The following is a 14406-nucleotide window of genomic DNA, read 5'->3' on the forward strand; positions in this document are numbered from 1 at the left end:
GATGAATCTGTTGAGGAGGCAATAAAGAGCGACTTAAGGAAGAACAGGCTCTCCGCGAGGACATGAAAAGGCATGAAAGGAATCAAAAAAGCAGTAGTAACAAAATGCTTGAGGAAATTAATAAAAATATAGTTATAAAAAAATATTAATCAGAAAAAAGTTTAAGGAGGAGAATGAGTATGAGAACACAAGGAAAAAGCATTGTAGTAACCGGTGGAGGCAATGGAGTAGGAAGGGAATTGGTATTGCAGCTTCTTAAGAAGGGGGCAGTTGTTTATGCCGTTGATATAAATGAGGTGGCTCTAAAGGAGACCGTTAAGCTCGCGGGGGGTGAGGGTAAAAGATTATTTACTTATGTGGTTGATATATCTGATAAAGCAGCAGTTTTTGCATTTGCTGAAAATGTAATAAAAGACCATGGTAAGGTAGATGGAATTATTAACAATGCAGGAATAATTCAACCCTTTGTCTACTTAAATGAATTGGAAATGGACCGTATTGAAAGGGTCCTGAATATAAATTTTTATGGAACCCTTTACATGGTAAAAGCTTTTTTACCCCACTTGCTAAAGCGCCCTGAAGCACATATAGTTAATGTATCCAGTATGGGAGGCTTCCTGCCGGTACCGGGTCAAAGCATATATGGTGCATCAAAAGCTGCTGTAAAGCTTCTGACAGAAGGGTTATCCTCCGAGCTGGTTGATACTGAGGTTAAAGTTTCCGTTGTCATACCCGGTGGTATTGCTACTGATATCAAAAAGAATTCTAATATATCCTATAAAGTGTCAGGCGAAAGCAGTAAATCTAAGATGGTTTTATCACCGGCAAAGGCAGCTGAACTTATCATTAGGGCTATGGAGAAGCAAAAGCTTCGTACCTATATCGGTAAAGACTGCAAAGTAATGAATGGGTTATATAAATTGAGTTCCTCTCTGGCTATGAAAATGATAAACAAAGTTATGAGTGCCAGTGAACATTAATCCTGGTGAATAAAAGGATTCGTTTCATTTATACATTTTATTGCTCATGGTAGCTGAAGGAGAGGAAGAATGAAGAATATTTGTGTTATAACTGGCGGTGGCAGCGGAATGGGGCTTGCTGCCGCCAAGTTAATGGGAAAAGATTATTATGTAATAATTAGCGGAAGAAATGGAAAGAAATTAGAAAGTGCAGTACATGAGCTTACGGAGGAAGGAATAGAAGCAGAAGCTTTTGTCTGTGATGTAGCAGACATTCATAGCGTTGAGAAGTTAGCCTGTCATGCAAAGGGAAAAGGAGAGGTTACAGCTGTTATCCATGCAGCAGGAATGTCTCCTCATATGGGGGAGGCGAAACAGATAATGGAGGTAAATGCACTGGGAACCATTAATATAAATAATGCTTTCCATAAAGTAATGAAACAAGGCGCCTGTCTTATTGATGTTTCCTCCATGTCAGCCTATCTGACACCCAAAATTATCATGCCTGTAGGCTTGTACAAATACAGTGTGAAGAATCCTGTTCTGTTTATGAAAAAGATTATGAAATGGGTAAATTTATTTCCAAAGAAGGTTAGAGCTGGTGTTTCCTATGGAATATCCAAACATTTTGTCATCTGGTTTGCAAAGCAAGACGCTGCAAGATTTGGAAAGAAAGGAGCAAGAGTCTTATCGGTATCTCCAGGGAATTTTGAGACTCCCATGGGGGAACTGGAAAAAGATGAGGCTGATACATATACAAAGTACTGTGCCATTAAACGAATCGGACAACCGGTTGAAATAGCCAGTCTCTTTCAATATTGTGTCAGCCCGGAGGCAGGTTATCTGACCGGTATTGATATTCTTTGTGATGGCGGACTGGTTGCCTCTGGAGTCAATCCGCTCAGGAAAAGCTGAAAGCATTTTTTTAAAAGAGTTTTATAATATTCTTATAAGGTTGTAATACAAAGAAGTGTTAATGAAAGAAATTTTCACCATACTCCATACAACCATGAAAGACAAGTTGCCGATTTGGTATGCAGAAGTTGTACAGATATTGTATGCTTTTGTACACAATAATGGAAACTTGTCTTTTGTGCAGTTTACGACTAGGATGTCATAAGGTTTCAATTGGTTTTTTATGATCCACAATAGCTGCCTGTTTAAATAACGAGATAAAAAAATGTCAATTACATTTGCAATTACTCGAAAAAATGGGTATAATTAACTAATAAAATGAATTTCCTAAAATTATGTAAATTTGCTATAAACAGGATTAGAAAAGAATTAAAGCTATTGGAATCCTGTCATTACTATAGTAACATTTGTGTCGTTATATCCAACATTTACATACAAAAAGAGCTATATCATTAGAAAGGAGAATCTTTAATGTACTTCTTTCCTTTCTTTTGTGACTTTTTATGAATGAGAACTGACCATATAAGTGATACGTAAATATGTGTTGAATGCTGAGAATTTGACTGCTACAGAGCACAGAAGTATATGGTTTAGGCGTATTTAAGAAGTCTCAGAAATTGTTAGTGGCTGGAGAAGCCGCAAAGGTTAAAAAAGTGTATAAAATTCACTCAGTAAAAAGGTGTCATCGCTGCACATACAAACTAGATATACGCACAGCGTAGAAAAGGGGAAGAATATGAATATTTCACAGGTTTTACAATTTGGCGGTAAAATAGATGATTTGGTCTGGAAGCATCCAATTGAGGATTTTAATACTTCTTCACAGCTGGTTGTAGAGGAGACACACGAAGCGCTGCTGGTCATGAACGGCAATGCCTGTGATCTCTTTGGACCGGGTAAACATACCCTTACTACACCAAATATTCCCTTGGTACAAAAGCTTATTAATATTCCTACCGGTGATGAGTCTTCTTTTCCCTGTAAGGTATTTTTTATAAACAAAATCCATCAGATGGATATGACCTGGGGAATACCTGGAGAGATTACCCTGAACGACCCCGTTTATGATATCTTTCTCCATGTTGGCTTATGTGGTAACTTAAATTTTGTTATAAAGGACAGTCGTAAATTTATGCTGAAAATAGTGGGATTTCGCAGTGTTTTTGAACCGCAGGAACTGGTAGCGAAGTTTCGTGGAATTATCAAACAATACGTAAAGTCTATTATTTCTAAGATAATGAATGTGGGTAAGATAAGTTTTTTTGATATGAATGAGAATCTCTTTGAGATTTCTGATGTTGTGAGGGAGCAGCTTGTACCTATTTTTGAGGATTATGGTGTTGAAATGCTTCTATTTAATATTGAGACTATTACTGTACCCGATGAGGATTACGAAGCGGTAAAGAAAGCAAAGGAACTGAGATCTTCCCGTATTATACAGGGCTATACCTGGCAGGAAGAAAGACAGATGAACATAGCCGAGAAATTTGCCGGCAATGAAGGAACTATGGGGGGGATAGGCGGAGCGCTTGGAGGATTTCTGGCTGGAGGAGCCTTTGGCGGAAATATTGCCGAGCTTGCAAGGACTGCACTCAATCCAGATGTTATATCAAAGGAGAGGCCTCCGATAGACTTGCGAAATATTGAATCACCCCTGCAGGATAAGGTCGGAAGAGCATTTGATGTAAAGGAATTCGCTGAAGGTCTGCATAAACAGAATGAGGATTCTGGGGTCAGTGCCCCTTCGCAGGGAGCCAATAAGGATATAGGCGAGCAGGTAACGAAAGTCGATACTACTGCTAAATTCTGTACAGGCTGTGGTAACCAGGTATCAGCAGATATGCTTTTTTGTCCGAAGTGTGGGACAAAGCAGTCAAAAGTCTGCGCTAATTGTCAGACACCACTTATGCCGGAAGCCATATTCTGTCATCAATGTGGAACAAAATGCTAAGGACTGTAGGAAGAAATGTTAATAAGCAGTAAAAGATTTTATATGCAAAATGGTGTCTGTGACTGAGGTTCTCAGGCAATAAGAAAGGTATGGTTTAATATGAGCAATAATAAAAAAAATGCAGTAATGCTTACCCTGGTGTATTTAGTTATTTTTATAGCTTATAATCTTTTGGTTTTTCTCGTATTTAATAAGTTTACAGCAGTTTTCTGGATTAGTTATGGTTTCATGTTAACAGCCTATTTGGTTCATATAGGTTGTGCTGTAGTTGCAACGCAGAATACCAGCATCAGACTTCTGTTCTTTGGAATTCCTTTATTGTCTTTGTCTATATTTTTTACAGGTGCTGAATTCTTCTGCAGTTTTGTGTTTATGCTGTTTCAGAGTGTAATAGCTGTTAAATTGGCAATCTTGCTCCAGGGACTGTTACTATGCCTTTTTATTGTAGTAGGTGTGATTGCTGTTGCTACGAAAGATGCAGTGGAGCAGATAGACAGTAACATCAAGCAAAATGTTAGCTTTATTAAAGGTCTTCTGGTAGATGTGGAATTATTACTGGAACAGGGTTCCGCTACGGATATCATGATGGAACTTAAGAAATTGTCGGAAACTATTAAATATTCGGATCCCATGACGGATAAGGCGGTTGCTGTTCAGGAACAGATGATCATGCAGGATATGATCCAGCTAAAAAGAGCCTTTGATGATAATGATACAGTGATGGTGAAGGATTTTTGTGGCAGAATCAATCTCTTATTTATAGAGAGAAATAAAAAACTAATGATATTGAAATAAAGAGGTAGTTAGAAAATGGCTGTTAATTTTGTTGCTAGAAAGTGTGCCTGCGGAGGAAAGCTTGAATTTGACCCCTCTAAGAAGATATGGATCTGTATGTATTGCGGTACTGTAATAGAAAGGGAAGCAACTTTTGATAAGGTATCGATAGATGGGATAGAGGGAATCAATGATGTCGTAAGGCAGACACTACTGGATGTTGCCTATAAGAGGATGGAAAGTGCTCAGGAGAATCTTGAGGATTGTGAACGAAAGAATCATCAGCATATCGGAACGCTTTTAGCAACTTTAAGCGTATCTATGGCAAAGATAACTCTGGCAAAGGATCAGAATGAAGCCAGAAATATAATGGAAATAATTAAATACAATGCCAAAAGACTGAAAGAAGAATTTCCGGTAATTAATGTAGAAGAAATTAATCTTTATGAATCTTTTGGAAATACCGCTTCTGATATTTATGCCAACCTTGCATTGGTATTTGATACCCTAAAGGATACAGGCAGACTGGATTACATAACTTCAAAAATGAAAGCAGGCGAGGTTTTCTCAGTAGATGCTAATCGTAATCTGCTTCGTTTAGCAATCAAACAGGGAAAACTGCAGGTGGCTGAGGAAATACTAAATAACATCAATAATATTGACAGAGAAACAGCATTAGAGGACATTCTTAACGGTTACCCGGATAATGAAAAGAAGAGAGGTATCCTTGTCAAACTTATCCGTCAAGGTTCTATCAAGATAAATGCGAAGGTAATGGAAGATTATTTCATAAACAGTGGTGATAGCGTCAATACAAAGAATACAGTGCTGGAAGAAATAGCAGAATATAAAAAGAATGTAATTCAGAAAAATACCACCAGTCAGAATAATCTTGCGGTACAGGAGGTTGCTGACATAATGGGACTCAGGATAAAGATACAGGCTGTAGTATCCGGTATCTGCCGTTATGCTGTGAATCATGACGAAGCAAAGAAAACCTTCGATCTCCTTTGTAAAGAGGAGCTTAGGGATATTGAACTGGAAGAATTAATGGACTATGCTTTAAAAGCCGGTCAAAAATATGAGATAGCACTTGCTTGTTTGGAGGCTTTGCAGGAGAATGACTGTTATATAAAAATAAATGCAAAAGTTATTGTTGATTTTTTAAGCCGAAAAGAGTATGGCAATAAAGAAACAGCAGCAATACTTAAGAAACTGCTTCTCTTTGAATTGGATAATAGAAATCTGGACAGTGTCATAAACTGCTATCTGTGCGAACTTCAGGATAATGGTGATAGACGAAAGGAGATACTTTCTGTGTTGCTTTCACAAAATGCACCTATATCAATCGGTACAATTGAGAATTATACACTTCGAACAGTTATCGATGGAAGGGATAAAACAGAGGTGTTGAAGCAGATCTTTCATACAGGTTTTAATAAAACTTATGTCAGTGACTTGCTTTCCCAATATATGTTGTCGTCAGCAGATCAACCCGGTGTAAGAGAGGCAGTTATAAATCTTCTGCTGTCTGAAGGTTTTGTGACAGATTCCAAGGTTTTGAACCAATACATATCTTCTGAAACGGATACCTTAACAGAGAAGGAAGATAGGATAAAGAAATTAATTGATAAAGGAACACAGGTGCGTAATGATAGCCTGGATACCTATTTGATATCCTTAAAAACAGAGTGTGATTATTCACCAGAGCTTTTTAAATTGTTGGCGAAGAGTAGTTATAAGATTAGTGAAAATGCTTTTGTAAACTATCTCCTTCTGGTAAAAGAGGTTGATAAAGTAAATAATTGCAAAGAACTGTTTGAGGATGCATCTTTTGACTTTCATACAGCCTTCACTGAAACCCTTCACCTGGGAAGCAGAGTAGAAGCTAATCTGTTTCAAATCTATCTTTTAACTTCTGTTGATTCATATGAAACAGCCAAAGCGATAGCAGGCATCTTCAATGAGAAGAAGGTCAAGCTGAATAATGAGATAAGAGTAAATGGTATGACTATGAAATTTAAGAAATATCTGGGGGAAAATAAAAACAGACTTTCATCCTTAACCTTGCAGCTGGCAGATGAATACCGAATGTTTTCATTCTTTTAACAGATAATGTTAAACCCACCTTTATCAATTCGCAAAATATTTGTGAAGACAGAGGAGCTATATAGAAAAGTGGCAAGGAGGCAGGCGTTATGACGGAAGAAGAAGCAAGAGCCCAGCTGGAAGAAGCAGAAAGACTAAGAGAACAGATAAACAGCCTGATAAATCGGATAAGCAGATTAACGAAAGAGAATAGCGAACTGCGGATAGAGCTTGATTCTCTGATGAGAAATATATCCATTCTGGCATCAAATGCCAAAACAATGGACAGTGAAGTATTTGCGTTAATGTCTTACGTTTCGGATAAAGTCAACCAGGCAGACACTGGTACTTATGAATTATCTGCGCTAATAGAAGAATTGTCTTCTTCGTATTTTACTTTTAAGAACCTGAGTACAGCGTCTAAAAATGTATCACATTATACAGATGAGTACTATACAAAATTTTCGTTCTTTCATGATCTCAGGCGAATAGCTTTGGGATATGTAGTCGGACTGGATGCCCATATCTGTTCCGATGAAAACATGAGAAAAAAAGTTGAAAAAATATATCTTCAGAATACAGACTATTGGCTGGCATATGGAATTATGGCGGTAATGCTTTGGGCTTCCGATGAGGAAGAAGCCGCCAGCAGAGCGGTTACCAAAGCGATGTCCATGGATTTTCTGAGTACATCACTTTTTTTCCTGCTGATAAATCTTCGTTTTACCAGAACGGAAGCAGCGAAGAAATGGTACTTATGCTATTTAAGCCGAGTGGACAAGAACAACCTTGGACCAGAATGGCAATACATATTGCAGGCTTACTTAAAGGGAGCTTTCGGAGGAGATACGGAGTTTAGTAATCATATACGGGAATATTTTATTGATATGATTCAAAGTCTGGAAAGCATGAACCCTGAATATAAAAACCAGGTAACAGCTAAAACCAGAGAGTATGCTGAAATTTATTTACATATCACAGATCAGGAATATGAACATCTTCGCCGCTATTGCAAAGATTACGACCAAATGAAGAAACTTTTATCAGACGCAGAGAAGAATGGTGTTCTTGCAACCAGATATAAAAATTTGCTGGAGGGGGAGAAGAAAGAGAACCAGGATCTTTTTCAGAGAATAGAAGATATACTCTATTCCTTAATTAATTCCTATGATCAGGAAGAATTTATCGTAATCAAAAATCTCAGATACAATGAGATGATTGTCCGTGCAAAAGGTGATATTGGATTAGCACAGCAGTTCTTTCATGCCTCCTTCGAGAAAGAACCGGATAGGACTTCCTTTGACAAGCTGCTTTTTGACTGGGCGTTTACGGAGGATGAACGAATCGATATCAGTGTACGTAAATTTGCGTTCAGCCATTTAAAGAAATGGATTTGTGCAGGATTTGAGGCTTTTGCCAAAGAATACCGGCAAAAAGAAAAAGAGAACTATATCTTTACAATTGATGGCTGGGAAGGCATATACGACGAAGACTCTTACGAGGAAGCTAAGGTCTCTCTTTCAAAGCATTATTACAAGAACAGGTTTAAGGATACTATTTCAGATAACTATATTAAAGTTTTTTCCGGTATGTGCCTGGCATCCCTACTGATTATACTGATAATGTTTTTCTTCTTTCAAAAGATAGCGTTGGTAATAGGGATACTTCTTGGTATTGTTGGTGGCTTTCTCTTATGGCGAAGAATCGTGGATATGATGGGTATCCTGAAGGCAAGAAGGGATAAGGGCTGTAAATTCCTAAACAGTGCCATGGAGGAATTGCGTCAATGGAGAAAAGATTATAAACAAGCCGATGAAAAGGCGGCTGACCTGATACAGGTATTTGAAGAATTCAACTAGAAGGGGAGGCGGTACCATGAGTTCCAATAATGCGGTTAATACTTTAAATGAAACGATTAACTCATTTAAGTCCAGAGTAGATGTTAAGATTGAGTCTGTAAATACATCAACCTCCAGTCTAAGAGCTACCACCAATAAAATTTACGACAGTATCAGTAAGTTCAAGATTGATATGATACAAAATGAAGAAAAACAGATAGCCCACGAGAACATGCTTCGAATCGATCAGGTACTCAAGGAACAATTCGGTGATTACGAGGCCATTCGAAAGACGGTAATGGGAGTTGTGAAGGACTTTGATATTAATCTGGTAAGAAACAGCACCATACAGGAGTTATCGGAAGAACTATGGATTACCAGCTCCCGTTATTGGCTGTCCTATGCATTAATTGCCATTACTGCCTGGGTTAACGATTATCCGGAGGTTGCAAGTAATGCTATTTCAGAAGGAGTTCGAAAGGATAGAATAAAGAGTACGCTCTTCTTCTGCCTAATGAATTTGAGATTTGCCCGAAGTGAGGTAGCAAGTAAATGGTTCTATGAATACATGAAAACAGTTGACCCTGCCTCTTTGCAGCAGGAGGCGGCAGTCGTTCTCCAGGCTTATTTAAATGGTATCTTCGGTACTGATAAAGAACTTGAAAATGAAGTGAATAAGGTAATACAGAACTGGGTAAATCAGTTGGATGCCAACGAAGAAATATCCGCAACTCTCACAGAGACCTATCTGACCTATATCAGAAATCTTCCGAGTAAGGAGTACTGTGATTATCCTTCACTTAAGCAGTTCTGCTATAATGTTTCAGAGGTGGAAGCTTCTTACATGAACGGAGGAAAATACAATGAGCTTATAGAGCTTGTCAAATCCCTGGATGTTGAGCTTTCAGAACAGACGAAAGATAATTATAATAACCGGATAGATAGTATTCTGGTGAATCTTATTACCAATTATGACAAAGAAGAATTGGAGTTAAAGAATCAGCAGATATATTTTAAGATGATTATCGATAATGACGGTAAGGTTGAGTCGGCAGAACAGCAATATGAAGTATTTCAAGGTATTCAGGCAGAAGGTTTCAATGTGGGAAATCAAATGGTCAAATGGGTTGTCTTTGATGATAATTCCCAGACCGATGTTCATGTCAGAAAATTTGGACTTCAAAATACCAGGAAATGGTTTAAGGAAGCAATTGAGAACTGGAGCTTATCAATAAATCAGGCAATACCTCTTGATTTTAGGCTGCACATTGATACCTGGTCAGGAATTACAAACGGAGAAGACCAGGCAGACCAGACAGAACAGATGAAGAGTTTTTATAACAACAATAAATTCCAGATAATGTATGTTAACACCTATAATATAGCTGCTGTGATTGCCGTAATCCTAACAATCGGACTTGCCTTTCTAACACCTTTTTCGTTAATCGGTACAGTGCTTGCACTCGGATTTCTAGTATTCAGAGTATTAATAGCAAGAAAAACGTATCCCAAGCGGGTAAATGCGGCTCTTAATAATCTAAATAATTGCATGAACGAATTAGCAGATTTCAAACAGTTTATAAAAGAAAGCAGAAACAATAAGGAAAAGCTTATCAGTGAACTGGAGTATTTATAAGAGGAAAGGATGAGATATTATGGAGAATGACAATAATATGGAAAATAATATGGAATTAGATGACTTATTGGAACAGAGAATAATGGAGAATTTCTCTCAGGGAAAATCAGAAACAGCGAAGGTTTCCAATGAAAAGTTAAAAGAGATGAATAAGAAACTCCCCGCCTGGAGTTTAGAGCCTACTTTTAGCTTTCTGAAATAATGCAGGCGGTAATAGGTAGTACATATTCAGATTGGCTGCAAATAGCCAGTGAAGTGAAGGCAAATGGCTTAAATGATAGAAGTTATAATAAATTAAAAGCTGCCGCTCCTTTGGAGCTGTCCATGGAATGGAGTGAGCAGCTTTTTATTCAGACAGGGAATTTGCTACGGCAAGTGTTGGAAAAAAGCTTTTGTGAACTGGAGAGGAAACTGAATCAGGTAATTCAATATGGTGATGCCGAATTTGCAGACAGAGAACTAAAGAACTTTCATAAGAAATTAAAGCAATGCTTTTTTTATAAGGATTATCCATGTCTACCAGGAAATATGAAGAAGAGATTAAGCAGGGATATATGTGAAAATGTCAGAGTATATGAAGTCGGAATAACAAAGTATCTGAAAAATGCTGCAATGGATTATCCGGGACATTTTACAGAGGACATTTTGTATCTTTTTCAGAAACGAAGTTTTTATGGTTATGTGAGAGAGTTGATGAAAAATTCGTTAGATGATATTACATAGTTTTGATATAAAAAGTAATTTAACTTTGTTTCACACACTGATTTGTAGCAGTGCAACATCTGCAAGCAGATGAGCATGCAATGGGAGTTAGTATGAGCAATTACAAGGAAGTAAAACAGGAATTATTACATTATATCATGGCCAGAACACCCTTAGTAATCATTAATACTACGGAAAGAGAACGTGCCGAGAAGATGTTAAGAGAACTTGCGGCTGAGAAACAGTTGGATTTACTTTATTACACTGATGCCAAGCAGTTAAAGAATTTAAATAGTGCAGGGGGAGCCTATGATACCCAGGAGGATCCTCTGGGCTATTTCCTGGGAACCTTTAAGAAGCAGCGTCACTGTACCATAGCGCTGGGTGATGTAAAGAGGATATCCGATGATAATGTATATTCCAGGGAATTATTGAACATACTATATATGGCGAAGGAAACTGCAGGGGTATTCATACTTATAACACCTGATACAGTATGGACCAGACTGTTGCAGTTTGGGATGATTACTACCCTTGATCTTCCGGATCTGCAGGAAAGAACCTACCAGCTGGAAGAATTTATACATACATACAGAGGAAGGTTTATGATTAACCTGGACAACCAGGATATTGCAAGAATGGCTGTACTGCTTCGTGGCTTTTCAGAAATACAGATTGATAATATTCTTTCTGCTGAGATAATCGGCAGCAATGGTTTGGACAAATCAAGAATTTATGGACTTACAGAACAGAAACAACGGTTGTATGCCAGAAGTGCCAGTGTTCAATATATCAATGACAGTCGTAAATATAGAGTTGCCGGTATGGGGAATCTAAAAGCCTGGCTGGCTGAAAAGAGAAAAGTATTTTTTATGCCGGAGGAAGTTCTTTATAAGTACGATCTGGTACCTCCCAAAGGAATCTTACTGGTAGGCGTACCTGGCTGCGGTAAATCTCTGTCTGCCAAATTGATTTCACAGGAGTGGGAACTTCCGTTATTCAGACTGGATGTTGGGGCAATTTTTGATAAATGGGTGGGCGAGAGTGAGAAAAAGATGAGAGAAGCTCTGCAATATATTGAAAATGTTTCTCCTTGTGTTTTATGGATCGATGAAATAGAAAAAGTACTTGCTACTTCGGACTCCGGAAACGAAACCGGTAAGAGGGTGTTGGGAGACTTTCTCTTTTGGCTTCAGGAAGCTAACAGCAAAGTGTTTATGGTAGCAACTGCAAATGATGTAAAAGCGCTTCCTTACGAATTGTATCGAAAGGGACGCTTTTCTGAAATCTTTTTTGTAGGACTGCCAAACGAAGAAGAACGTAAAGAAGTGATTCTTCATTATATGGAACGAACTATGAAGCTGGTACCAAAGGAACAGGAGCTTGACGAACTGGTGAGAAAAACGGACAGGTATTCCTATTCAGATATTGAAAATGCAATTAAGGATGTGGCACAGAAGTTGCTTATAAACGGGTACATCCCAGGTGTTACTCCGTTAAACAGTGAAATTATTAAGAAGGAACTTCTCTCCTCCGTTTCTAAGATAATACCAATATCCAGAACGAATGCAGAACTGGTAGAGGACATCTGCAAATGGGGTGAGGAAAAGGCTATCAACGTAACAAAACAGCAGGAGGCGGTAAGGTGAGCAATTGGGAATTAAAGAGCCGGGTCAGCAGTCTGAGGGCAGAGCTGGCAGGAATTGAACTTCAGAACCAGGCAATTCGCAATGAAATTGCAGGAGTGGTTAGTGATATTGTTCGTAATAACTCAGTATTACTCAATTACAATGACAAGATCCGAAATTCACTGGATACTGCTGCCACAACGTTAAATGAATCCATTAGCAAAGCACTGGATTCCTTTGAAGTGCAAGGAGAAATTGACCATATCTATTCACAATATAAGCGTATTGAATTGGCGAATAAAAAGATTCGGGCACTGAATAACAGGAAGTATTATGAGTTTAACAATTACCGGACGGTCAGGAAACTGGTACAGGGAATAATGGATAACTTAAATCTAAATATGGTAAGTGATGAGGTTATCTATAAATCCATTGAAAAACAGCATTTAAAAACACCGGATTACTGGTTGACCTGTGCTTTATTAAGTATTATGGCCTGGAACAATGATGATAAGCTGTTGGCAGATAAGGCAATTGAGAGAGCTGTAGGTCTGGATAAGAAGAACAGCAGTATCTTTTATATGATATTTAACATTAGAATGGGACGAGAAGAAGCTGCTGCAAAATGGTTTATGCTGTATCAGCAGTGTGATCTGACAGGAAGTGACGAAAGTACTTTTCTGATGCTATTTTCCCTGATCAGTAAAACCTTAACCTTAAATGTAGATGAAAAAACAGCCGGAGAGGTGAAGGACTTCATCAACCGTATGATGTTAAAGAATGCGGAAAGAGAAGGCTATAAAGAAGAGGAAATTATTGGACGGATACAACAGAATCTGCTGCGGTTAAAAACGTCTGAAAGTTATGACTTTCCTGGCCTTGGCAAATACTGCAAAGAATATGAGCAATTACTTGATATGCTCAACCTGGCACATAATAATTATCATATACTGGAAATGATATATAGAATCAAGAATGTGCCGATAGATGAAAAGAATAGATATCTTAGTGATTTCATGGATGAATTGCTTCGTAAACCAATTCCCAGTGAACAGGAAACCTATGATGAAATAGAGTATAATGAATTAATCATCCGTTACAATGGTGATGTGGATAAGGCCAAAGCAGACATTAATGAAAAAAAGAAAAAGTCAAGGCAGGAGTTCAATCTTATGCTCAGTCTGATTTCCTGGATCTATGACTTTTCTCTTGATAAGGTAAACGGTCAGATGCGTCTTAATATGTTTACGCTAATCAAAGGACTACAGGAGAAGGCAGTAAATAAGTATTTCAGTTATTACCGGTCTCTGCATAAGAAAGTTCTGCCAGTTGAATTAAATGATTATAAAGCAGATGTAGATTTTACAGAAAGCGCAGCGGAACTTGAAAAAATAAATACTTATTACGAGAATCAGATTGAAGTAAGATTAAAAGAAATAAAAAATATTTATGCTTATGTAGCCCTTGGAGTAGGTGCTGCTAATTTGGTTGCCGCATATTTTCTGCACCCGCTGATAGCAATAGCAGGTATTGGTTTTGGAATTTATGGTGTGGACATGATATTTATCAATAAACGCATAAAAAATAACATCATTCTGGAATTACAGGGTGCAAAACGTGTGACTCAGGAGTTGTTTCAGAAGCTGTTTGGGGAATATTCACAACTTGATGAAACCTATAAAGAAATGGATTTGGTATCAACAAAAATTCTGGAGGAACTTTATTAAAAGATATGCGATGTCCAATTCTGTAAAACCTGGAAAATAGCGTAAATTAAGAAGATTAGGCTTGTTTTATGCAATATAATGTAGTATAAATATTGTAATGGTAGTTGGACAAGTAAGAATGAGCTTAACTTGGCTTGACTGAAGAACCAATCTTAATGACAACTGTTATTAGGGTTGGTTTTTGCTAT

General features: G+C 37.8%; 11 protein-coding genes. All 11 read left to right on the forward strand.

Annotated features, from left to right (window positions below; all coding sequences use genetic code 11):
- Positions 1-179: 179 nt before the first annotated feature.
- Positions 180-980 carry an SDR family NAD(P)-dependent oxidoreductase gene (locus R2R35_RS23575; RefSeq protein WP_317732287.1) on the forward strand — a complete coding sequence of 267 codons (801 nt, stop codon included), beginning with the start codon at positions 180-182 and terminating at the stop codon, positions 978-980.
- Between the two features lie 69 nt (positions 981-1049).
- The gene (locus R2R35_RS23580; protein ID WP_317732288.1) at positions 1050-1874 is read left to right on the forward strand and encodes an SDR family oxidoreductase; all 825 of its coding nucleotides are present in this window, start codon (positions 1050-1052) and stop codon (positions 1872-1874) included.
- 736 nt (positions 1875-2610) lie between these two features.
- On the forward strand, positions 2611-3825 hold the full coding sequence (locus R2R35_RS23585; RefSeq protein WP_317732289.1) for an SPFH domain-containing protein: 1215 nt from the start codon (positions 2611-2613) through the stop codon (positions 3823-3825).
- A gap of 99 nt (positions 3826-3924) precedes the next feature.
- Positions 3925-4620, forward strand: coding sequence for a hypothetical protein (locus tag R2R35_RS23590; protein WP_317732290.1), 696 nt, complete (start codon positions 3925-3927; stop codon positions 4618-4620).
- A 15-nt stretch (positions 4621-4635) separates the two neighbouring features.
- Positions 4636-6708 (forward strand): hypothetical protein, encoded by a 2073-nt coding sequence (locus R2R35_RS23595; protein WP_317732291.1) that lies wholly within the window; start codon positions 4636-4638, stop codon positions 6706-6708.
- A gap of 89 nt (positions 6709-6797) precedes the next feature.
- On the forward strand, positions 6798-8546 hold the full coding sequence (locus R2R35_RS23600; RefSeq protein ID WP_317732292.1) for a hypothetical protein: 1749 nt from the start codon (positions 6798-6800) through the stop codon (positions 8544-8546).
- A gap of 16 nt (positions 8547-8562) precedes the next feature.
- Complete coding sequence (locus tag R2R35_RS23605; RefSeq protein ID WP_317732293.1) at positions 8563-10161, forward strand: hypothetical protein; 1599 nt, start codon at positions 8563-8565, stop codon at positions 10159-10161.
- A 19-nt stretch (positions 10162-10180) separates the two neighbouring features.
- Complete coding sequence (locus R2R35_RS23610) at positions 10181-10363, forward strand: hypothetical protein (protein WP_317732294.1); 183 nt, start codon at positions 10181-10183, stop codon at positions 10361-10363.
- A complete protein-coding gene (locus R2R35_RS23615) occupies positions 10363-10884 on the forward strand; it encodes a hypothetical protein (protein ID WP_317732295.1) in 522 nt (173 codons plus the stop codon). The genes R2R35_RS23610 and R2R35_RS23615 overlap by 1 nt, the downstream gene beginning before the upstream one ends.
- A 92-nt stretch (positions 10885-10976) precedes the next feature.
- A complete protein-coding gene (locus R2R35_RS23620; protein ID WP_317732296.1) occupies positions 10977-12512 on the forward strand; it encodes an AAA family ATPase in 1536 nt (511 codons plus the stop codon).
- Positions 12509-14218 (forward strand): hypothetical protein, encoded by a 1710-nt coding sequence (locus R2R35_RS23625; protein ID WP_317732297.1) that lies wholly within the window; start codon positions 12509-12511, stop codon positions 14216-14218. Before R2R35_RS23620 ends, R2R35_RS23625 begins: the two co-directional genes overlap by 4 nt.
- Positions 14219-14406: the final 188 nt, after the last annotated feature.

Origin of the sequence: Anaerocolumna sp. AGMB13020 (assembly GCF_033100115.1) — a bacterium.
Lineage (GTDB): Bacteria > Bacillota > Clostridia > Lachnospirales > Lachnospiraceae > Anaerocolumna.

Coding starts and splice junctions, on each gene's coding strand:
- R2R35_RS23600 (WP_317732292.1), top strand. CDS start 6,798: ATGACGGAAGAAGAAGCAAGAGCCCAGCTGGAAGAAGCAGAAAGACTA.
- R2R35_RS23575 (WP_317732287.1), top strand. CDS start 180: ATGAGAACACAAGGAAAAAGCATTGTAGTAACCGGTGGAGGCAATGGA.
- R2R35_RS23580 (WP_317732288.1), top strand. CDS start 1,050: ATGAAGAATATTTGTGTTATAACTGGCGGTGGCAGCGGAATGGGGCTT.
- R2R35_RS23590 (WP_317732290.1), top strand. CDS start 3,925: ATGAGCAATAATAAAAAAAATGCAGTAATGCTTACCCTGGTGTATTTA.
- R2R35_RS23595 (WP_317732291.1), top strand. CDS start 4,636: ATGGCTGTTAATTTTGTTGCTAGAAAGTGTGCCTGCGGAGGAAAGCTT.
- R2R35_RS23585 (WP_317732289.1), top strand. CDS start 2,611: ATGAATATTTCACAGGTTTTACAATTTGGCGGTAAAATAGATGATTTG.
- R2R35_RS23610 (WP_317732294.1), top strand. CDS start 10,181: ATGGAGAATGACAATAATATGGAAAATAATATGGAATTAGATGACTTA.
- R2R35_RS23605 (WP_317732293.1), top strand. CDS start 8,563: ATGAGTTCCAATAATGCGGTTAATACTTTAAATGAAACGATTAACTCA.
- R2R35_RS23615 (WP_317732295.1), top strand. CDS start 10,363: ATGCAGGCGGTAATAGGTAGTACATATTCAGATTGGCTGCAAATAGCC.
- R2R35_RS23620 (WP_317732296.1), top strand. CDS start 10,977: ATGAGCAATTACAAGGAAGTAAAACAGGAATTATTACATTATATCATG.